This window comes from Methylobacterium litchii, from assembly GCF_038442315.1.
In the GTDB taxonomy this organism is placed as follows: domain Bacteria; phylum Pseudomonadota; class Alphaproteobacteria; order Rhizobiales; family Beijerinckiaceae; genus Methylobacterium; species Methylobacterium litchii.
This window is the reverse complement of record NZ_JBBXMY010000004.1, coordinates 151,983-169,916: the sequence shown is the minus strand read 5'-3', so window position 1 is coordinate 169,916 and position 17,934 is coordinate 151,983. Positions and strand designations below refer to the sequence as shown.

The 17,934-nt window shown below is 68.7% G+C and carries 22 protein-coding genes; 12 read left to right on the top strand and 10 right to left on the bottom strand.

What is annotated here, in order from left to right:
* The first annotated feature begins 52 nt into the window (after positions 1-52).
* Positions 53-544, top strand: a complete 492-nt coding sequence (locus AAHF99_RS10205) for a phasin (protein ID WP_243955005.1) — start codon at positions 53-55, stop codon at positions 542-544.
* Positions 545-678: 134 nt separating this feature from the next.
* Positions 679-1,020 (top strand): hypothetical protein, encoded by a 342-nt coding sequence (locus tag AAHF99_RS10200; RefSeq protein WP_342164140.1) that lies wholly within the window; start codon positions 679-681, stop codon positions 1,018-1,020.
* 66 nt (positions 1,021-1,086) lie between these two features.
* Here AAHF99_RS10200 and AAHF99_RS10195 read toward each other — a convergent pair whose 3' ends face one another.
* Positions 1,087-1,731, bottom strand: coding sequence for a L,D-transpeptidase (locus tag AAHF99_RS10195; protein WP_243955009.1), 645 nt, complete (start codon positions 1,729-1,731; stop codon positions 1,087-1,089).
* Between the two features lie 207 nt (positions 1,732-1,938).
* Between AAHF99_RS10195 and aroC the strand changes: the two genes are divergently transcribed.
* Both aroC and ribB read left to right on the top strand, forming a co-directional pair.
* Positions 1,939-3,036 (top strand): chorismate synthase, encoded by a 1,098-nt coding sequence (gene aroC, locus AAHF99_RS10190; RefSeq protein WP_342164139.1) that lies wholly within the window; start codon positions 1,939-1,941, stop codon positions 3,034-3,036.
* A 51-nt stretch (positions 3,037-3,087) separates the two neighbouring features.
* On the top strand, positions 3,088-4,158 hold the full coding sequence (gene ribB, locus AAHF99_RS10185; RefSeq protein WP_342164138.1) for a 3,4-dihydroxy-2-butanone-4-phosphate synthase: 1,071 nt from the start codon (positions 3,088-3,090) through the stop codon (positions 4,156-4,158).
* A gap of 19 nt (positions 4,159-4,177) precedes the next feature.
* Here ribB and AAHF99_RS10180 read toward each other — a convergent pair whose 3' ends face one another.
* The 4 genes from AAHF99_RS10180 to AAHF99_RS10165 form a co-directional block, all read right to left on the bottom strand.
* A complete protein-coding gene (locus AAHF99_RS10180) occupies positions 4,178-5,584 on the bottom strand; it encodes a vWA domain-containing protein (protein WP_342164136.1) in 1,407 nt (468 codons plus the stop codon).
* Positions 5,569-6,270 (bottom strand): TadE/TadG family type IV pilus assembly protein, encoded by a 702-nt coding sequence (locus AAHF99_RS10175; protein WP_342164135.1) that lies wholly within the window; start codon positions 6,268-6,270, stop codon positions 5,569-5,571. The genes AAHF99_RS10180 and AAHF99_RS10175 overlap by 16 nt, the downstream gene beginning before the upstream one ends.
* 2 nt (positions 6,271-6,272) lie before the next feature.
* The gene (locus tag AAHF99_RS10170) at positions 6,273-6,866 is read right to left on the bottom strand and encodes a TadE/TadG family type IV pilus assembly protein (RefSeq protein WP_342164134.1); all 594 of its coding nucleotides are present in this window, start codon (positions 6,864-6,866) and stop codon (positions 6,273-6,275) included.
* A gap of 146 nt (positions 6,867-7,012) precedes the next feature.
* Complete coding sequence (locus AAHF99_RS10165; RefSeq protein WP_342164132.1) at positions 7,013-7,942, bottom strand: histone deacetylase family protein; 930 nt, start codon at positions 7,940-7,942, stop codon at positions 7,013-7,015.
* A 317-nt stretch (positions 7,943-8,259) separates the two neighbouring features.
* Between AAHF99_RS10165 and AAHF99_RS10160 the strand changes: the two genes are divergently transcribed.
* From AAHF99_RS10160 to AAHF99_RS10130, 7 genes are all read left to right on the top strand, one after another.
* Positions 8,260-8,700, top strand: coding sequence for a hypothetical protein (locus AAHF99_RS10160; protein WP_342164131.1), 441 nt, complete (start codon positions 8,260-8,262; stop codon positions 8,698-8,700).
* Between the two features lie 99 nt (positions 8,701-8,799).
* Positions 8,800-10,803 (top strand): acetyl/propionyl/methylcrotonyl-CoA carboxylase subunit alpha, encoded by a 2,004-nt coding sequence (locus AAHF99_RS10155; RefSeq protein WP_342164129.1) that lies wholly within the window; start codon positions 8,800-8,802, stop codon positions 10,801-10,803.
* 13 nt (positions 10,804-10,816) lie between these two features.
* On the top strand, positions 10,817-11,047 hold the full coding sequence (locus AAHF99_RS10150) for a hypothetical protein (protein ID WP_342164128.1): 231 nt from the start codon (positions 10,817-10,819) through the stop codon (positions 11,045-11,047).
* A gap of 138 nt (positions 11,048-11,185) precedes the next feature.
* The gene (locus AAHF99_RS10145; protein ID WP_342164127.1) at positions 11,186-11,617 is read left to right on the top strand and encodes a gamma-glutamylcyclotransferase family protein; all 432 of its coding nucleotides are present in this window, start codon (positions 11,186-11,188) and stop codon (positions 11,615-11,617) included.
* Between the two features lie 13 nt (positions 11,618-11,630).
* Positions 11,631-11,915: an acylphosphatase gene (locus tag AAHF99_RS10140; RefSeq protein ID WP_342164126.1), complete on the top strand. Its 285-nt coding sequence runs from the start codon at positions 11,631-11,633 to the stop codon at positions 11,913-11,915.
* A gap of 55 nt (positions 11,916-11,970) precedes the next feature.
* Complete coding sequence (locus tag AAHF99_RS10135; RefSeq protein WP_342164125.1) at positions 11,971-12,720, top strand: DUF599 domain-containing protein; 750 nt, start codon at positions 11,971-11,973, stop codon at positions 12,718-12,720.
* Positions 12,717-13,016: a DUF3253 domain-containing protein gene (locus AAHF99_RS10130; RefSeq protein WP_342164124.1), complete on the top strand. Its 300-nt coding sequence runs from the start codon at positions 12,717-12,719 to the stop codon at positions 13,014-13,016. Before AAHF99_RS10135 ends, AAHF99_RS10130 begins: the two co-directional genes overlap by 4 nt.
* On the opposite strand, the gene AAHF99_RS10125 is transcribed toward AAHF99_RS10130, so the two are convergent.
* The 5 genes from AAHF99_RS10125 to epmA form a co-directional block, all read right to left on the bottom strand.
* Positions 12,953-13,780 (bottom strand): YdcF family protein, encoded by an 828-nt coding sequence (locus tag AAHF99_RS10125; RefSeq protein ID WP_342164122.1) that lies wholly within the window; start codon positions 13,778-13,780, stop codon positions 12,953-12,955. The two genes, AAHF99_RS10130 and AAHF99_RS10125, sit on opposite strands and share 64 nt — an antisense overlap.
* Positions 13,781-13,785: 5 nt before the next feature.
* Entirely contained in the window at positions 13,786-14,436 is a 651-nt protein-coding gene (locus tag AAHF99_RS10120) for an RraA family protein (RefSeq protein ID WP_342164121.1), read from the bottom strand.
* Between the two features lie 84 nt (positions 14,437-14,520).
* The gene (locus AAHF99_RS10115) at positions 14,521-15,132 is read right to left on the bottom strand and encodes a glutathione S-transferase family protein (RefSeq protein ID WP_342164334.1); all 612 of its coding nucleotides are present in this window, start codon (positions 15,130-15,132) and stop codon (positions 14,521-14,523) included.
* Positions 15,132-16,181, bottom strand: coding sequence for a lysine-2,3-aminomutase-like protein (locus tag AAHF99_RS10110; protein ID WP_342164120.1), 1,050 nt, complete (start codon positions 16,179-16,181; stop codon positions 15,132-15,134). Before AAHF99_RS10110 ends, AAHF99_RS10115 begins: the two co-directional genes overlap by 1 nt.
* Positions 16,178-17,206 carry an EF-P lysine aminoacylase EpmA gene (epmA, locus tag AAHF99_RS10105; RefSeq protein WP_412759868.1) on the bottom strand — a complete coding sequence of 343 codons (1,029 nt, stop codon included), beginning with the start codon at positions 17,204-17,206 and terminating at the stop codon, positions 16,178-16,180. The genes AAHF99_RS10110 and epmA overlap by 4 nt, the downstream gene beginning before the upstream one ends.
* 161 nt (positions 17,207-17,367) lie before the next feature.
* Here epmA and efp point away from each other — a divergent pair, with 161 nt between their 5' ends.
* Positions 17,368-17,934: an elongation factor P gene (gene efp / locus AAHF99_RS10100; RefSeq protein ID WP_342164116.1), complete on the top strand. Its 567-nt coding sequence runs from the start codon at positions 17,368-17,370 to the stop codon at positions 17,932-17,934.

Below are 17,934 nucleotides of genomic sequence, written 5' to 3'. Positions count from 1 at the left end.
ATTGTGCAGTGCACAACGCGCCATCAACAGCCGCTAACGAGAGGACAGCCACATGAGCAACACCCCGAATTACGAAATTCCCACCGAGATGCGCGATTTCGCCGAGAAGAGCGTCGATCAGGCTCGCAAGGCGTTCGACAGCTTCATGGGCGCCGCCCGTCGCACCGCCGACACCGTGCAGGGTTCGGCCGAGGTGGCCCGCAACAATGCGCAGAGCGTGTCGTCGCGCGGCTTCGAGTACGCCGAGCAGAACGTGAACGCGGCGTTCGACTTCGCCAAGCGCCTCGTCCGCGCGCGGGACGTGCAGGAGGCCATGCAGATCCAGGCCGATTTCGTCCGCAGCCAGTTCGCGGCCATGCAGACCCAGGCCAAGGAATTCAGCGGCATCGCGCAGAGCGCCATGCAGGAAGGTGCCGAGCGCGCCAAGTCCGCCATGCAGCAGGGCGCCGATGAGGCCCGCCGCGCCATGGAGCAGGGCCGTGACGCCGCCAACCAGACGGTCGAGAACGCTCAGGACGCCACCGAGCGCGCCACCAACCACTGATTCGGATCGTCCGAGTCGCCGTGTCGGTAGACGGCCCGCCCCACCCCGGGGCGGGCCGTCTCGTTTTCGCCCCCATTCCCGCTGACAGCGGCGAAGCGGGGCCGATGCGGCCCGAGTGGAACGGGAGTGCGACGATGAACGGATTCCGTGGTGGTGCGCGCTGGCTCTGCGGCGCCCTGGGCGCGCTGGCCCTCGCCTCGTCGGTCACGACGGCCGGCGCCCAGTATTACGACGGTCCGCGCGACGGCTACGAGCGCCGTGGCCCGGCCTATCAGGAAGAGTACGCACCGCCGCGCCGCCGGGTGGTGCGCGAGGTCGGCTACAATTGCGATGCCGTGCAGCGCGGGCTGACAGGGCCGCGCCCCTATTCGTGCCCGCTGCCGGGTCCGCGTCCGCTGGGCGCCCGCTGCTTCTGCGATCTGCCGATCGCCTCGTTCAGCCCGGCGCAGACGGCGGTCGGTCACGTCGTCCCGTAACGCAAGAAGCCCTGTCCGGCGGGTCGCGCCGGACGGGGCTCCTCAAGGTTGCTGCACGAGCGGCGATCAGTTCAGGACGACGACCTTCGCGCCAACCTTCACGCGCTCGTAGAGGTCGCTGACGTCGTCGTTGGTCATGCGGATGCAGCCGGACGACACTGCCTGACCGATCGTGTCGGGCTCGTTTGAGCCGTGGATGCGGTATTCGGTGCCACCGATATACATGGCGCGGGCGCCGAGCGGGTTCTCGATGCCACCGGCCATGTAGCGCGGCAGGTCGGGACGGCGGGCGAGCATCGCCTTCGGCGGCACCCACGACGGCCATTCCTTCTTGGCGGTGATCGTCTTCACGCCACCCCAGGTGAAGCCCGGACGGCCGACGCCGACTCCGTAGCGCAGGGCCTCGCCGTTACCGAGGACGAGATAGAGGCGCCGCTCCGAGGTCGAGACGACCATGGTGCCCGGCGCGTAGTTCGCGGTGAAGGGGACGACTTCCCGCTGGATCGGCTGGACCTGCGCCTGCGGCGCGGCCTGCACACCCTGGCCGTAGCTGGGGTTGTAGGTGCCCTGATAGCCGTACGGGGATTGTTCCGTGTAGTAATCCTCCGCATCGCTCCCACCGAAGGGATCGTAGGACGAAGCGGCGAAGGCGGGAGCGGAAAGAACGCAGACGCCGAGGAGCGCAGCGAGCGCAGTGACCGAGGTCTTCATGGTGCCTACCTGTGCAGTAACCTTTGCTGTTACAAGCGGGACCATGCCACCTGAGTTCCACGAGGGTCCTGGGATTTTTATTCCCACCGCGAATACGTAAGTTTTTATGTTTCGACTGTCTCCGTCCCGGTCCGGAGCATGGCGCAGGTCCGTCCCGCTCTCATGGCGGTTTGTGACTCGCGCCGACCCGCGCTAGAGCGGGCCGCCATGTCTCACAACACGTTCGGCCACCTGTTCCGCGTCACCACCTTCGGCGAGAGCCACGGGGTCGCGCTCGGCTGCGTCGTGGATGGCTGCCCGCCCGGCTTGCCGCTGGAAGCGGAGGAGATCCAGGCCGAACTCGACCGGCGCAAGCCCGGCCAATCGCGCTTCACCACGCAGCGGCGCGAGCCCGATCAGGTGAAGATCCTTTCCGGCGTCTTTTCCGACGACCGCACCGGCGGACGCCAACTCACCACGGGCACGCCCATCGCGCTGATGATCGAGAACACCGATCAGCGCTCGAAGGACTATTCGGAGATCCGCGACAGCTACCGGCCGGGCCACGCGGACTACACTTACGATTCGAAGTACGGCATCCGCGACTATCGCGGCGGGGGACGCTCCTCCGCGCGGGAGACCGCCGCCCGCGTGGCAGCCGGCGCCGTGGCCCGGAAGGTCATTCCCGGCGTCACGATCCGCGCGGCCCTCGTCCAGATGGGGCCGCACGCCATCGACCGCAGCCGCTGGGATTGGGACGAGGTGGCCCGCAACCCGTTCTTCTGCCCCGACGCGGAGACGGCGGCTTACTATGAGGAATACCTCGACGGCATCCGCAAGGACGGCTCGTCGGTGGGCGCGGTGATCGAGGTGGTGGCCGAGGGCGTGCCGCCGGGCCTCGGTGCGCCGGTCTACGGCAAGCTTGATTCCGACCTCGCGGCGGCGATGATGTCGATCAACGCCGTGAAGGGCGTCGAGATCGGCGACGGCTTCGCGGCGGCGGCCCTGCGCGGCGAGGACAACGCCGACGAGATGCGCGCCGGCAATGGCGGGCGCCCGCGCTTCCTCGCCAACCATGCGGGCGGCATCCTGGGGGGCATCTCCAACGGCGAGCCGGTGGTGGTGCGCTTCGCGGTGAAGCCGACCTCCTCGATCCTCACTCCCCGGCAATCCGTCAGCCGGGACGGCACCGAGGTCGATCTGATCACCAAGGGCCGCCACGACCCCTGCGTCGGCATCCGGGCCGTGCCCGTGGCCGAGGCGATGATGGCCTGCGTGCTGGCCGATCACTATCTCCGTCATCGCGGTCAGGTGGGGCAGCCCTGACCGAGATGCCGTCCCCGTGGGACGGCCCGTCGCGACTTTAGGACGTCACCCGTGAGCCATTGCACCGTCACCGAAGTGATCGAAGCCTTCGCCCGAGGCGAGATCGTCGTCGTCACCGACGATGACGACCGCGAGAACGAGGGTGACCTCGTCGTCGCCGCCTCGCTCTGCACGCCGGAGAAGATGGCCTTCATCATCCGCAACACCTGCGGCATCGTCTGCACCCCGCTGACGGTGGCCGAGGCGCGGCGCCTACGCCTCGACCCGATGGTCGCCTCGAACGACGCGCCGCTCGGCACCGCCTTCACCGTCACGGTGGACGTGAAGCACGGGCTCACCACGGGCATCTCGGCCGAGCAGCGCTGCAACACCGTGCGGGCGCTCGCCAACGGCAACATGGGCGCGGCCGATTTCGTGCGGCCCGGCCACGTCTTCCCGCTCATCGCCCGCGATGGTGGTGTGCTGATGCGCTCGGGCCATACCGAGGCGGCGGTGGACCTGTGCAAGCTCGCCGAGCTGCCGCCGGTCGGCGTGATCTGCGAACTCGCCAACGACGACGGCACCGTGATGAAGGGGCCGCAGATCGACGCCTTCGCGCAGACGCACAAGCTCAAGCGGATCTCGGTCGCCGACCTCATCGCCTACCGGCAGGCCCGCGACCGGCTGGTGGAGCGCGTCGGCCATTTCCAGGTCCAGTCGGCCCACGGGACGATGACGGCGCACGCCTATTCGACGCCGTTCGAGACGATCCAGCAATTCGCCTTCGTGATGGGCGATATCGGCGACGGTCGCGACGTGCTGGTGCGCCTGCACCGCTCGAACGTCGCCGCCGACGTGATCGGCGGCGGCACGCAGATCGATGCGGTCCTGCGCCGCTTCGCGGAGAAGGGACGGGGCGTCCTCGTCTACCTGCGCGACGGGACGGCGGGCGTGCCCCTCAAGAGCGTCAACGACGAGGGCGCCGAGGCCGTGCGCGCCCGGCAATGGCGCGAGGTCGGGCTCGGAGCGCAAATCCTGCGCGACCTCGGTGTGGTCTCGATCCGCAACCTCGCGACCTCGTCTCGCTCCTATGTCGGCCTCTCGGGCTTCGGCATCGAGCACCTGGGCGACGAGCCGCTGTAACGCGGCGCCCGGGCGCGGATCAGTTGGTGATCCGCGCCTGCGCTCCGGCGGCCAAGAACATCTGCTGGACCGCGGTGTTGATCTCGCTCGGCGAGTCGGCCGCGTAGGCGTAGGTCGACGACGTCGCGCAGGACGCCAGGTTCGAGGCGATCGAGCTCGCCAGATAGGTCTTCACGAAGTCGAACACGCTGTTGAGCGTGGCGCTGCTGCTCTGGAGGTTCGAGGGCGGCACGATGTACTTCGTGTTCAGGGTCATCAACGTGTAACCCTTGGACTTGATCGAATTACAGGCGGTTGGGTCGAAGGACTGGATGATGATCGGCACCGCGAAGCCGCTCAGGCTCTTGCAGTTGGGGGTCGAGCAAGGGGAATAGGGCGAGAAGTTCGAATCGTAGCCGTCCACCCAACTGCTGCCGGACTTCACCTTCATGTCCGAATCCTGCACGCCATCGGTGATCAGCATCACGAAGCCTTGGGCGGTGGCCGAGGTCAGGCCGTTGCCGTCGGTGTTCAGCGAGTTGCCTAGGGTCTGGAGGCTGTACGTCGTGTTGGTGCCGCCGTCTTTCGCGCTGTCGGTGATGTCGAGGGCCTGAACCGTCGTGACCGCATTCGAGATCTTGTTGGACAGGGGAAACACGTTGTTGAACTGCGTGCTCATCGTCCAGACGGAGACCTGGAAGCGGGTCGCGTTGCCGGAGGAGATGATCTGCTTCAAGGCCGAGACGACGGCGTTCTTGGCCACGTCGATGCGCAGCGTCGCGCCCTTGTTGCGGGCGAGATCGGTCGTGCCGGTGTGGTGGCAGGCGACGGCGCAGCCCCCGGTGGCGTTGTAGACGATCTGCTGGTCCGCCGTGGTGGCGCCGATGCCCATCGAGGAAGAGGTGTCGATCACGATGTGGATGTTCGTGAAGGCGGGGATCGTCAGGGTCGAACCCGCCGCGCCGGTGAAGCTTGCCGTGCGCGTGCCGAGCACGCGCATGAAGATCGTCGGCATCGAGAACGAGTAGGACGCGTTCGCGCTCACCACCCGGCCGGATACGCTCATATTGATGGTCGGGGTCGGCACGGCCGCCGGCAGGGAGCCGGTATTGGCCTTGAACTGCGCCAGCCCCTGCGCTTTCCCCACGGCGATCGCGTTCGTCGTCGGGTCACCCGTGCCGGTATAGGTCACGATGTAGGTCTGGGCGCTGGTGATGGCGGCGATCACCGCCGCGTCGGCGGCATGATCGAGCTTCGACTTGGCCGCCAGTTCCATGCCGTAATCGACGGACAGGCCGATGAAGCCGATCATCGGGATCGCCGAGAAGGCGGTGATCGTGGTCAGGCTGCCCGCGCGGGCCGCCCAGGCACGGCGCGCCATCACGAGAAGGCGGCCGAGCAGGCCGGATCGCAGCGTCGATGCGCGCATGGTCAGTAGCCGGAGCATGCTTGGCCAAATCCATCATCGCCGCTGCCGGCCGTGTACTTCAGCGAGCTGACGTAGCGGGGGTTGATGTACGACGAGCGTTTCAGGGTGACGGCGTTGAGCAGCCCCGTGAACACGGCCGGCGACCAGGTGTAGGTGACGTCCGCCACCACGACGAAGAGCGGAGAGCCGTTGCCGCCCTGCGGGCTCGCGACCGGCGTGAACAGGCTCGCGGGCAGGGTCGAGGCGCTGGGGGCGTTAGTGTCGGTGGCGGAAGATTGCAGGCTGCCGCAGGCCCTCTGCTTGCCCCCGCCGGTCCAGTTGATGGCGGCCTTGTAGGTGCAACTGCTCGTGCAGCCCGAGACGGTCGGCGCGAAGCTGATCCCCGCCAGCGAGATCGTGATGTCGTTCGCCCAGGCGATGCCCTTGCGCGTCGAGTCGCTCAGCACCTTGGGGAAGGTGAGCATCGTGGAATCGACCGCGTAATGCAGGTCCGTCGATGAGACGGTGGTGTCGGCATCGGCCGCAAGGATCTCGGCGATGGAGTTGGCGGTGTCGGTCAGTTGGCGCGATTGCCGCACGAAGCTCGAATATTCGAAGATCCCCGCCGAGACGCCGAGCAGGATCGGAAAGATGAGCGTGAACTCGACGGCGGCGATCCCCGCGCGATCACGTCCGAACCGGGTGAGGCAGGCGGCGGGCGACATCGTCAGCAGCCCGCATAGGCGGCACCGCCGCTATAGGGCTCGGCCCTGAACGTCGCCGTCGACATCAGGACGTTGACCTTCTTGCCTTTGTAGGTGACGGACGACGACCCGGCGAACAGCATCGTGAAGTAGCTGGCGGGGTACAGGATCTGCACCACCACGTATTGCCCGCCCGAGCCGGGGCAGAACACGTTCTGCGTCACGTCGAGGGGCGGGACGACGAGGGCGCTCTTCGCCGTGTTGACGTAGGAATAGTACCCGGTCTGGGTCGATGTGGCCGGCACCACGCTGATGTTCATGAAAACGTCGGCGCAGGCGAAGTTTGCGGGCAGCTTCGGGCAGACGATCGTGGTGCGGAACTGGCTGGCGGTCATGCCGGCGGTGGAGACCGCGCCCGTCATCACCGCCCGGGCGCTGCCGCGGGCGGCGGAATCGAGCGCCGACATCATGAAGAACGTGTAGCCGACCTCGAACACCCCGAGCAGCGTCAGCATGAACGGCACGATCAGCAGGCCGAACTCGACAGCCGTCGTCCCCGTCCGGTCGCCACGCAGCTTCCGGATCGCCGCCGTGCAACTGTGTGAGGATGCTGCCATGGGGCCGCGAAGCACTCCGGTGTCGAGGCCGCGACCCTATTCGCAAAAGGTCTAATGATTCATTCAACCGATGCGCGAGATCCCGCCACGGTTCGTGCAACGCACAAGTGCTGCGCAAGCATCGTTTCGTTTCATTGTTTCCGGGGTCAGTGGCCCATCAACGCGTTGACGTGGGCCGCGACCGACTTGGACAGCCCTTCCAAACTGTAGCCTCCTTCGAGCACGGAGACGACGCGCCCACTCGCGCTGCGTTCGGCGGCCTCCATGAGACGTCGTGTCGCCCAGGCGAAATCCTCGGCTTCCAGGCGCAGGTTGGCCAGCGGGTCGAGCCGATGCGCATCGAAACCCGCTGAGATGAGGATGAGGTCCGGCCGGAACGCCTCGAGCCGGGAGAGGATGCCGGCTTCGAACGCCTCGCGGAACACCTCGCCGTCGTCGTTGGCGTGGAGCGGCACGTTCACGATCGTGTTCTTGTTGCCCCGCTCGGAGGCCGCGCCAGTGCCCGGATAGAGCGGCATCTGGTGGGTGGAGCAGTAGAGCACCGCGTCGTCGTCCCAGAAGATATCCTGGCTGCCGTTGCCGTGGTGGACGTCCCAATCGACCAAGGCCACCCGGTCGACGCCGAAGGCCGCGCGGGCGTGGCGGGCGGCGATGGCGGCGTGGTTGAACAGGCAGAAGCCCATCGCCTTCATCCGCTCGGCATGGTGGCCCGGCGGGCGCATCGCCACGAAGGCGTTGCTGCATTCCCCGCGCATCACCGCGTCCACGGCATGGACCGCGCCGCCGGTCGCCCGCAGGGCCGCCTCCATGCTGCCGGGGGAGAGGATCGTGTCGGAATCGATGCCGACCATGCCCTGCTCGGGCACCGCCGCCATCAGCGCGTCCACATACTCGGCCGGATGGGCGAGGGTGGCGACCGAGGGTTCGGCCCGGGGCGCCTGCACCCGGACGAGGGTCGCGAACCGCTCGTCCTCCAGCGCGCGTTCGATGGCCCGCATGCGGGCAGGGCGCTCCGGATGCCCCTCCGGCACCACGTGGTCGAAGCTGGCGGGATGGCTCACGTAGAGGGTCGTCACGCGGGCTGTCTCCCGAAATCCACCCCGCCGCGCCTCTGCGCCGGGAGCCGGCAATGTGCCACGCCGCCGCCGCGCGGACTACGGGGCGGGGGGAGCCCTGAGGTGTGAATCCGTACGATCCCACACCGGCCCGGGCCGTGGTCATTCTCCGCTAACGAAACACCGCAACCTTCGAATAACGCTCTCTCGTTGGCAGGTGTTTACCTGAAGACCCGTTCAGATTTGGCTGTTAACCTCCGGAAGATCAGCCGCCTCGTACTGTCCGATACACGGAACGACAGGGACGACCTCACAGAAGGTCGCGAAGGAAGGCTCAGATGATCCAGATCTCCGTTGAACAGTTCTGCAACCATGCCGTCTCGGCCGGCGAGATCTCGGCCGAGGACCTGCTGGTCCTCAAGCGCGAGGTGATCCCGGACGGCCTCACCCGCCGCGAGGAGGTCGACCTGCTGGTCGCCCTGGAGCGCGCGGTGCCGAGCTCGGAGGATTTCGCCGACTTCCTCGTGGCGACGGTGGTGGATTACGTGGTGTGGGGCGAGCGCTCCACCGGCTACGTCGACCGCGAGACCGCCACCTGGCTCGCCGCCACGTTCACCGGCCGCACGGGCCCGAGCCCTGTCGCCGCGCGGATCGCTCAGGAGATCGTGCGCGAGGCGCAGGGGTCGGCCGAGTCGCTCACCGCCTTCGCCCTCGAGGCGAACCGCTGGATCCGCGAGCCCGCCGCCCGCTCTCGCCGGCACTTCGCCCTCGCGGCGTGAACCGCCTATCGGTACAGCTTCCGTCCGCGTCATATCTGCTCTATCGGAACGAATAAGCCGGTCTGCAATCCGGCGATCCGATGCAGGGCGGCCCGAAGGATGTTCGATAAGATTCTGATCGCGAACCGCGGCGAGATCGCCTGCCGGGTGATCAAGACCGCGCGGCGCATGGGCATCAAGACCGTGGCGGTCTACTCGGATGCCGACCGCGACGCCGTGCACGTCGCGATGGCCGACGAGGCCGTCCATATCGGCCCGGCCGCCGCTTCGCAGTCCTATCTCGTCATCGAGAAGATCGTCGAGGCCTGCAAGCAGACGGGCGCGCAGGCCGTCCACCCCGGCTACGGCTTCCTCTCCGAGCGCGAGGCTTTCCCGAAGGCGCTCGAAGCCGCCGGCATCGTCTTCATCGGCCCCAATCCCGGCGCCATCGCCGCGATGGGCGACAAGATCGAATCCAAGAAGGCCGCCGCTGCCGCCAACGTGTCGACCGTGCCGGGCTTCCTCGGCGTCATCGACAGCCCCGAGCACGCGGTGACCATCGCCGACGAGATCGGCTACCCCGTGATGATCAAGGCCTCGGCCGGCGGCGGCGGCAAGGGGATGCGCATCGCCCATTCCGCCGACGAGGTCGCGGAGGGCTTCGCCCGCGCCAAGTCCGAGGCCTCGTCCTCCTTCGGCGACGACCGGGTGTTCGTGGAGAAGTTCATCACCGACCCGCGCCACATCGAGATCCAGGTCATCGGCGACAAGCACGGCAACGTCATCTACCTCGGCGAGCGCGAGTGCTCGATCCAGCGCCGTAACCAGAAGGTGATCGAAGAGGCGCCGTCGCCGCTGCTGGACGAGGAGACCCGCCGCAAGATGGGCGAGCAGGCCGTCGCCCTCGCCAAGGCGGTGAACTACGATTCCGCCGGCACGGTCGAGTTCGTGGCGGGGCAGGACAAGTCCTTCTACTTCCTCGAAATGAACACCCGCCTGCAGGTCGAGCATCCCGTCACCGAGATGATCACCGGCCTCGATCTGGTCGAGCTGATGATCCGCGTCGCGGCCGGCGAGACGCTGCCGCTCTCGCAGGAGCAGGTGAAGCTGAACGGCTGGGCTGTGGAAAGCCGCGTCTACGCCGAGGACCCGACCCGCAACTTCCTGCCCTCCATCGGCCGGCTGACGACCTATCAGCCCCCGGAGGAAGGTCCGCAGGGTGAGGCCATCGTCCGCAACGACACCGGCGTGGAGGAGGGCGGCGAGATCGCGATCCACTACGATCCGATGATCGCCAAGCTCGTCACCTGGGCGCCGACCCGCCTGGAGGCGATCCACGCCCAGGCCGAGGCGCTGGACGCCTTCGCCATCGACGGCATTCGCCACAACATCCCGTTCCTGTCGGCCCTGATGGCGCATCCGCGCTGGCAGGAGGGGCGGCTCTCCACCGGCTTCATCGCCGAGGAATTCCCGAGCGGGTTCGCCGCGCCGGAGCCCGAGGGCAAGGTCGCGACGCGGATGATGGCGGCGGCGGCGGCCATCGACCACAAGCTCAACCAGCGCAAGCGCGGCATCAGCGGCCAGATGCGGGCGCCGGGCCTGTTCGCCTTCGAGAACGAGCGCGTGGTGACGCTGGCCGGCGAGCGCTTCCCCGTGACCGTCGAGACCGACGGCGAGGGCGTGATCGTCACCCGCGAGGACGGTGCGGCCCTGCACGTCGCCAGCGACTGGCGCCCCGGCCAGCCGGTCTGGATCGGCACCATCGACGGCGAACGCTGCGCCATCCAGGTGCGCAGCCTGCTCAACGGCGCGTTCCTGCAGCATGCCGGCGCGGCGGCCGAGGCGCGTGTGTTCACCCGCCGCGAGGCCGAACTCGCCGCCCTCATGCCGGTGAAGGAGCAGGCGGGCTCCGGCAAGCAGGTGCTCTGCCCGATGCCCGGCTTGGTGAAGCAGATCCTCGTGGCCGAGGGCCAGGAGGTGAAGAACGGCGAGCCCATCGCGGTCGTCGAGGCGATGAAGATGGAGAACGTCCTGCGGGCCGAGCGCGACGCCACGGTCGGCAAGATCCACGCGAAGGAAGGCGACAGCCTCGCCGTCGACGCGGTGATCCTCGAATTCGCTTGAGCCGCAGGCGAACGTGACGGCGGTTCACAACGAGCAGACGAAGCTCCTGGCGACGGCGTTGAACAACGTCGCCGTCGCCTACATCGTCATCGGGTTCGTGACGCCGGTCACGGCAGTAAGCTTCGGCGTGGCAAGCGCGCCGCCGTTGAGAGCCGGAACCGTCTTCTTCGCGGCCATCTGGCTTTGTACGGCGGGCGGATTACATTGGGTGGCAAGACGCGTGCTTCGGAGTCTCAAGCGATGAGTTCCGGTGAGATTTTCGTGACCTTCGTCATCCCGGCCGTCACGCTGGCGGTCGCCTATGCGGCGATGCGGGCCAACGAATGGGCGGTCGCTCGGGCCCGCGAACGGGGCGAGTGATCGCGCCGAAGCCCCACGAGATTTGCCGCTCTACTTCGCCTACGGCGCCAACATGGACGCCGCCGCCATGGCCCTGCGCTGCCCCGTCTCGCGCCTGATCGGCCGGGGGCGTCTGGCGGGCCACCGCTTCATCGTCATGCGCGAGGGCTACGCCTCGGTGGTGCGCGATCCGGCGCGGGTCGTCCACGGCGTGCTGTGGGAACTGGCCCTCGACGACATCCCGGCCCTCGACCGCTACGAGGGCGTGGCGAGCGGCCTCTACGCCAAGGCGAGTTTGCCCATCCGAACCGATGCAGGCGTGCGCCGGGCGCTGATCTATCTCGGGCGCTCGACGGCGCCGGGGCGGCCAAGGCCCGGCTATCTCGAAGCGGTGCTGGCGGCGGCCTCGGCGGCGCAATTGCCGGCGCCCTATCTCCGCGAGATCGGCGGCTGGCTGCGCGGGCCGCCTTCGTGAAGGACAAGATTGCATGAGCGACCTGCGCACCGTCTCCGTCATCGTCCGGGGCCGCGTTCAGGGTGTCTCCTACCGCGCCTGGACTAAGGAGAAAGCAGACGGGCTCGGCCTGTCGGGCTGGGTGCGCAACCGGCCGGATAGAAGCGTCGAGGCCCTGTTCAGCGGACCTGCGGAGACGGTGGAGCGGATGCTCGGCCTGTGCCGCAAGGGGCCGCTCCTCGCCCGCGTCGATGACGTGGCCGTCAGCGAGGGCACCGCGCTGCCCGCCACGCCAGGTTTCACCGTCGAACGGGGCTGATCCTGGGTCGACGCGGGTTCTGCCCCGGCGATCCGGCTGGTAGAGCCGGTCGATCATGACCGACCTGTCCGCCGCCGCCCCCGGCTTCTCGCCCCTCGATCTCGGAGCCCTGCTCTACTTCCTCGCGGCCTGGACGGCCTACGGCGTCAGCGTCAGCCGCCTGCGGGGCCAGCGCATCTCCCTCAGCCGCATCATGGATCGCCACCGGGAGAACTGGGCGCGGCAGGTGATCGCGCGGGAGAACCGGGTGGTGGACACGCAGATCAACGCCTCGTTGCAGAACGGCACCGCCTTCTTCGCCTCGACCTCGCTGATCGCGCTCGGCTCGGTGCTGACCCTGTCGCGCTCCGGGGACGACGTGATCAACCTGTTCGCGACCTTGCCCTTCGGCACGGTGGCCAACCGCCTGACATGGGAGGTGAAGGTCGCGGGCCTCGCCTGCGTCTTCACCTACGCCTTCTTCAAGTTCGCCTGGGCCTACCGGCTGTTCAATTACAGCGCGATCCTCCTCGGCGCCGTCCCGCCGAAGGGGGCGGAGGTGCCCGAGCCTGAGATGCTGCGCACGGTAAGCCGCATTGCCTCCATGAACGTCAGCGCGGGGAGCCACTTCGCGCGGGGCCAGCGGGCATTCTTCTTCGCGCTCGCCTATCTCGGCTGGTTCGTGAGCCCGGTCATCCTATTCGGGTCCACGACCTTCGTCGTGTGCGTGATGTGGCACCGCCAATTCCTCTCGCGCATCCGGCGCGAGTTGCTCGCCTTGGGCGAATGCGAGCATGAGGGTCCTTTGGATGGGAGCAAGCGATGAGTGCGGATGCGGAGACCATCGCGACGACGATACTGCGCCTCGTGGAAGAGCGCGGCGCGGGCAAGACGATTTGCCCGTCGGAGGTGGCGCGGGAACTCGGCGGGCCGCACCCGGACGGCTGGGGGCCGCTGATGCAGCCGGTGCGGCGGGTGGCGGTGCGCCTCGCCCATGAGGGGCGCGTCGCGATCCTCCGGAAGGGCCGCCCGGTGGACCCGGACGACTTCCGCGGCATCTACCGGCTGGCGCTGCCTGAGGGCGACGGCGAGTCCGGGCCCGGCAGCCAATCGGGGATGTAGCCGGCGAGGCGATAGGCCACGAGGCCGATCCATTCCTTCGCAGCGAGGTCGAGCTGCAGCAGCCCGTCCGACGCGAAGCCGTGGACATGGAGCACGTCGCCCCATCCCTTGGTCCGGTAATCGACGGGAACCGCCTCGACGGTGAAGCCCGTTTGCCGGAAACACCCCACCGCGCGGGGCATGTGCCACGCGGAGGTGATGAGCAGCCAGCGCTCGCCGGGCTTCGGATGGACGAGATCCGCCGAGAAGATCGCGTTCTCGCGGGTGTTGCGCGAGCGGTTCTCGAGGATCATGCGGCTGCGGGGTACGCCGATGACGTCCGCATGGCGGCTCACGATATCGGCCTCGGAGACGCCGCCACCGATGAAGCCACTGCCACCGGAGAAGACCAGCCGCGCTTGTGGGAAGCGCCGGGCGAGGTCGGCGAAATAGATCGGCCGCTCGCCCGCATCGTTAACGACGACCTGATCGCGCACCTCGGACAATCCGGTCTCGATGGCCCCGCCGAGCATGATGATCCCGGTGGGCGCCGGGCCCTCCGCGTCGAAGGCCGGGAAGCGCTGCTCCAGGGGCAGCAGCGCGATTTCCGAGGCCGGCCCGAAGCCTGCGAGCAACAGGCCGAGGGTGCCGGTGAGCGCGAGGGTCACGCCCGTGCGGCGACGCCGCGTGGCGGCGAGGAGGAGGATCCCCGCCAGGCTCAGGAAGATCAGCAGGTTCGAGGGGGTGATCAGGAAAGTGATCACCTTCGAGGCGGGGAAAAACATCCTCCTCAGACCGAGCCGGTCTCGGCCTCGAATCGCGCGCGGGCGCTCGAGTCCGGCGGCAGTAGCCCGTAGAGGCTCACGCCCTTCTCGGCTTCCCGCTGCAGCCACAGGTCCAGGCGCTGTTGCTCGACGGCTTCCAGGGCGATCTGCTCGGCCATATCCGGCGGCACGATCACGACGCCGTCCGGCCCGCAGACGACGATGTCGCCGGGATGCACCGCCGCGCCGCCGCAGGCGACCGGCTGCCAGCTTCCGGCGAGGGTGAGGCCGCCCGCCGCCGCGCCCTGCGCTGCCCAGACCGGCAGGCCGACCTCCTCCGCCACGGTGGCATCGGTGACGAGACCGACCGCGCCCCGGCTCGACAGACGGCCGGCGAGGATGGCGCCGAAGGGCAGGTTGCGGCCCGTGCCGGCGGTGTCGATCACCACCACCGCGCCCTCGGGAACCGATTCGATGGCGGTCGCGAGATCGCCGATACCCTCACCGCGAGCCGGCACCATGCGCAGCGTATGGGCGGGGCCGACGATGGTCGTGCTCGACCGGCGTCCGATGCCGGCCGGGGCGAAGTCGCGCAGGCCGGCCCGTTCGAGGGCCCGCGCGATGCTCGCCGTGGTGACGGCGCTCAGGGCATCGCGCAGGGTGGGGTCGATGGCCATACGGACGCTCCGGCTCGGGTTTTCCATGGGGGGATGGCGTGACCCCGGCGGCAACGCAAGCGCCGCCGTCGCCGATCCACTACCTCAGCCCACCGGCTCGGCGAGGGCGCGGGCGGCGCCGGGCCGGGCGGCGATGCGCTCGTACCAGCGGCGCAGGTTTGGGCGGTCCTGCCGCTCGGCCGGCAGGTTCAGCCAGCGATGCGCCGCGCAGCCCAGCGCGATGTCGGCGATGCTGAAGCTCTCGCCCACGGCATAGTCGCGCCCGGCGAGATGCCCATCGAGGATCGCCGCATAGACCTCCGAGGCCGCGAGCGAGGCGGCAACGAGGGTCCGGTTCGGGTCGGCCGAGCGAAACAATTGCCAGAAGGCATCGCGCATGGCCGGGGTGAAGCTCGTTGCCTGCCAATCGAGCCACTGGTCGATATGGGCGCGCTGGCGTGGGTCGATAGGGGGCGCGAGCGCCGGGCTCAACGAGGCGACGTAGCGCATGATCGCGTTCGACTCCCATAGGACGAAGCCGTCCTCCTCCAGGGTCGGCACCAGGCCGTTCGGGTTCATGGTGCGGTAGGCGGGCTCGCGCACCACGCCGAAGGCGCCGCCCGCGTCGAGACGCTCGTAGGCGAGTTCCGCCTCGTCCAGGGCCCAGACGGCCTTCTGCACGTTCACCGAACTCAATCGGCCCCAGAGCCTGCGCATCATCGGGTCTCCTTGGGTGGGTAGGGGTGCGCCCGGCCGGCGGGGTCGGTCACGTCCAGGCCGGCTTCGGTTTCGTTGAGGTAGTTCGGCCCGATCGGCACCTTGCCGTGCCCGCCGGGGATGTCGAGCACGAAGGTCGGCTGCGCGAGACCGGAGAGGCGCCCCCGTAACCCGCGCATCAGTGCCTGCCCCTCCGCGATGCCGGTGCGCAGATGGCCCGTGCCCGGCGCGAGATCACCGTGATGGAGGTAATATGGTTTGATGCGGTTCTCCACGAAGGTCCGCATCAGCGCTTCCAGGGTGGCGGCATCGTCGTTGACGCCGCGCAGCAGCACCGATTGGCTCACCATCGGGATGCCGGCCGAGACGAGGCGCGCGCAGGCCTCGCGGGCTTGCGGCGTGAACTCGCGGGGGTGGTTGGCGTGGAGCGCCACGAAGACCGCCCCGCCGAACCCGGACAGGGCCTCGACCACCGCGTCGGTCACGAGGGCGGGCTGCACCACCGGCACGCGGGTGTGGAGGCGCAGCACCTTCACGTGTGGGATGGCGCGCAGACGCTGCGCGATCATGCCGAGTCGCCGGGGCGAGAGGGCAAGCGGATCGCCTCCCGTCACCACCACCTCCCAGATCGCCGGATCGGCCGCGATATAGGCGAAGGCCGCCGTGAACTCGGCCTCGGTGAGGGTGCCGAGTCCGTCCGGCCCGACGCTCTCCCGGCGGAAGCAGAACCGGCAATAGACCGGGCAGACATGGAGCGGCTTCAGCAGCACCCGGTCGGGGTAGCGGTGGATCAGGCCCGGGAGCTTTTCATGCTCCCCGTCGCCGATGGGGTCGGCGCGCTCCTCCGGCGTGGCGATCAGTTCCTCGGCGCGGGGCACGAATTGCCGGGCGATGGGGTCGGCCGGGTCCGTGGGGTCGATCAACTCGGCCATGTCGGGGGTGATCGACAGGGCGTAGCGCGCCAGCACCGGCCGCAGGGCCGCCAGCTCAACGTCCGTCACGAGGCCGGCTTCGGTCAGTTGCTCCGGGTGGCGCAGGATGCCGCTCACGGGGCGGTCTCCGCGACGGGCGTCCAAAGCACGTCCTCGATCCGCCCGGCGCCGCAGGCCAGCATCACGAGCCGGTCGAAGCCGAGCGCGATGCCCGAAGCCTCCGGCATCTCCGCGAGGGCGGCGAGGAAATCCTCGTCCACGGGGTAGCGCTCGCCGTAGACGCGCTCCTTCTCGTCCATCTCCGCTTCGAAGCGGCGGCGCTGCTCGGCCGGGTCCGTCAGTTCCCCGAAGGCGTTGGCGAGTTCGACGCCGCAGGCATAGAGCTCGAACCGCTCGGCGACGCGGGGATCGTGCGGTGCCGGCCGCGCGAGGGCGGCCTCGCTGATCGGATACTCGCAGAGGATCGTCGGCCGCCCCATCCCGAGATGCGGCTCGACACGCGCCACCAGCACCCGCGAGAACAAGTCCGCAAAGGTGTCGTCCGCAGCCACCCGCAGCCCTGCCGCCGTGACGCCGACCGCGAGGCGATCCCGGTCGGTGGTGCCATCGGCCGCGATGCAGGTCAGGAGGTCGATCCCGGCGTGTCGGTCGAAGGCCTCCGCCAGGGTCAGCCGCTCCGGGTCGGCGAAGGGGTCGCCCTCGCGGCCCCGCCATGTGAAGGTCCGCGCCCCGGCCGTCTCGGCCGCGAGCGCCATGAGCGCAGCGGCATCGCGCATCAGCGTCTCGTAGCCCTCGCCCGCGCGGTACCATTCGAGCATCGTGAATTCGGGATGGTGCAGCGGCCCACGCTCCCGGTTGCGGAAGACGTGGGCGAGGCTGAACAGCCGAGGCTCGCCCGCAGCCAGCAGCTTCTTGCAAGCGAATTCCGGCGAGGTGTGCAGGTGCAGGGTGGTACGCGCCCCGCTCGCGTCGATGGCCTGCGTCGAGAAGGCCGAGAGATGCGCCTCGTTGCCGGGGGAGACCTGAAGGCAGGCGGCCTCGATCTCCACGAAGTCGCGCGCGTCGAACCACGCGCGAAAGCGGGCGGTGATTCGGTTGCGCAGCATCAGCCTCGGCCGCCGGTCGGCGTGCCGGGCGGGCATCCACCAGGGGGAGGGGGCGTCAGCCACGATGCGGGCGCTCCGGGGGAAGTCGCGTGGCGCCGCTGGCAACCGAACCGCGAATGAGATAGTTGCGGACATCCGCTCGCGGAACTGCGCCCTCCGCGCGCCGCCAGAACCTCGTCAATTTAGGACCATTTCCCGTGAAGGTGATCGCCTCGACGCTCCGCAAGGGCAACGTCGTCGAAAAAGACGGCAAGCTGTATGTGATCCTGTTCGCGGAGAACATCCACCCTGGCAAGGGCACGCCGGTCACGCAGCTCGACATGCGCCGCATCACCGATGGCGTGAAGGTCTCGGAGCGTTACCGCACGACCGAGCAGGTCGAGCGCGCCTTCGTGGAGGATCGCGAGCACACCTTCCTCTACAACGACGGCGAAGGGTTCCACTTCATGAACCCCGAGAACTACGAGCAGATCGCCGTGCCGGAGGACGTGGTCGGCGATTCCGCGCCCTACCTGCAGGAAGGCATGGCGGTGATGCTCTCCGTCCATAACGGCGTGCCGCTGACCATCGAGCTGCCCCAGCGCGTGACCCTGGAGGTCGCCGAGACCGAGCCGGTGCTCAAGGGCCAGACCGCCTCGTCGTCCTACAAGCCGGCGACGCTCTCGAACGGCGTGCGCACCACGGTGCCGCCGCACATCGCCGCCGGCACCCGCGTCGTCGTGATGACCGCCGACGGCGCCTACGTCGAGCGCGCCAAGGACTGA

Excerpts from the sequence above, each read along its gene's own strand:
- AAHF99_RS10205 (WP_243955005.1), top strand. The coding sequence starts at position 53 with ATGAGCAACACCCCGAATTACGAAATTCCCACCGAGATGCGCGATTTC.
- AAHF99_RS10200 (WP_342164140.1), top strand. The coding sequence starts at position 679 with ATGAACGGATTCCGTGGTGGTGCGCGCTGGCTCTGCGGCGCCCTGGGC.
- AAHF99_RS10195 (WP_243955009.1), bottom strand. The coding sequence starts at position 1,731 with ATGAAGACCTCGGTCACTGCGCTCGCTGCGCTCCTCGGCGTCTGCGTT.
- aroC (WP_342164139.1), top strand. The coding sequence starts at position 1,939 with ATGTCTCACAACACGTTCGGCCACCTGTTCCGCGTCACCACCTTCGGC.
- AAHF99_RS10180 (WP_342164136.1), bottom strand. The coding sequence starts at position 5,584 with ATGCTCCGGCTACTGACCATGCGCGCATCGACGCTGCGATCCGGCCTG.
- AAHF99_RS10175 (WP_342164135.1), bottom strand. The coding sequence starts at position 6,270 with ATGTCGCCCGCCGCCTGCCTCACCCGGTTCGGACGTGATCGCGCGGGG.
- AAHF99_RS10170 (WP_342164134.1), bottom strand. The coding sequence starts at position 6,866 with ATGGCAGCATCCTCACACAGTTGCACGGCGGCGATCCGGAAGCTGCGT.
- AAHF99_RS10160 (WP_342164131.1), top strand. The coding sequence starts at position 8,260 with ATGATCCAGATCTCCGTTGAACAGTTCTGCAACCATGCCGTCTCGGCC.
- AAHF99_RS10155 (WP_342164129.1), top strand. The coding sequence starts at position 8,800 with ATGTTCGATAAGATTCTGATCGCGAACCGCGGCGAGATCGCCTGCCGG.
- AAHF99_RS10140 (WP_342164126.1), top strand. The coding sequence starts at position 11,631 with ATGAGCGACCTGCGCACCGTCTCCGTCATCGTCCGGGGCCGCGTTCAG.
- AAHF99_RS10135 (WP_342164125.1), top strand. The coding sequence starts at position 11,971 with ATGACCGACCTGTCCGCCGCCGCCCCCGGCTTCTCGCCCCTCGATCTC.
- AAHF99_RS10130 (WP_342164124.1), top strand. The coding sequence starts at position 12,717 with ATGAGTGCGGATGCGGAGACCATCGCGACGACGATACTGCGCCTCGTG.
- AAHF99_RS10125 (WP_342164122.1), bottom strand. The coding sequence starts at position 13,780 with ATGTTTTTCCCCGCCTCGAAGGTGATCACTTTCCTGATCACCCCCTCG.
- AAHF99_RS10120 (WP_342164121.1), bottom strand. The coding sequence starts at position 14,436 with ATGGCCATCGACCCCACCCTGCGCGATGCCCTGAGCGCCGTCACCACG.
- AAHF99_RS10115 (WP_342164334.1), bottom strand. The coding sequence starts at position 15,132 with ATGCGCAGGCTCTGGGGCCGATTGAGTTCGGTGAACGTGCAGAAGGCC.
- epmA (WP_412759868.1), bottom strand. The coding sequence starts at position 17,206 with ATGCCCGCCCGGCACGCCGACCGGCGGCCGAGGCTGATGCTGCGCAAC.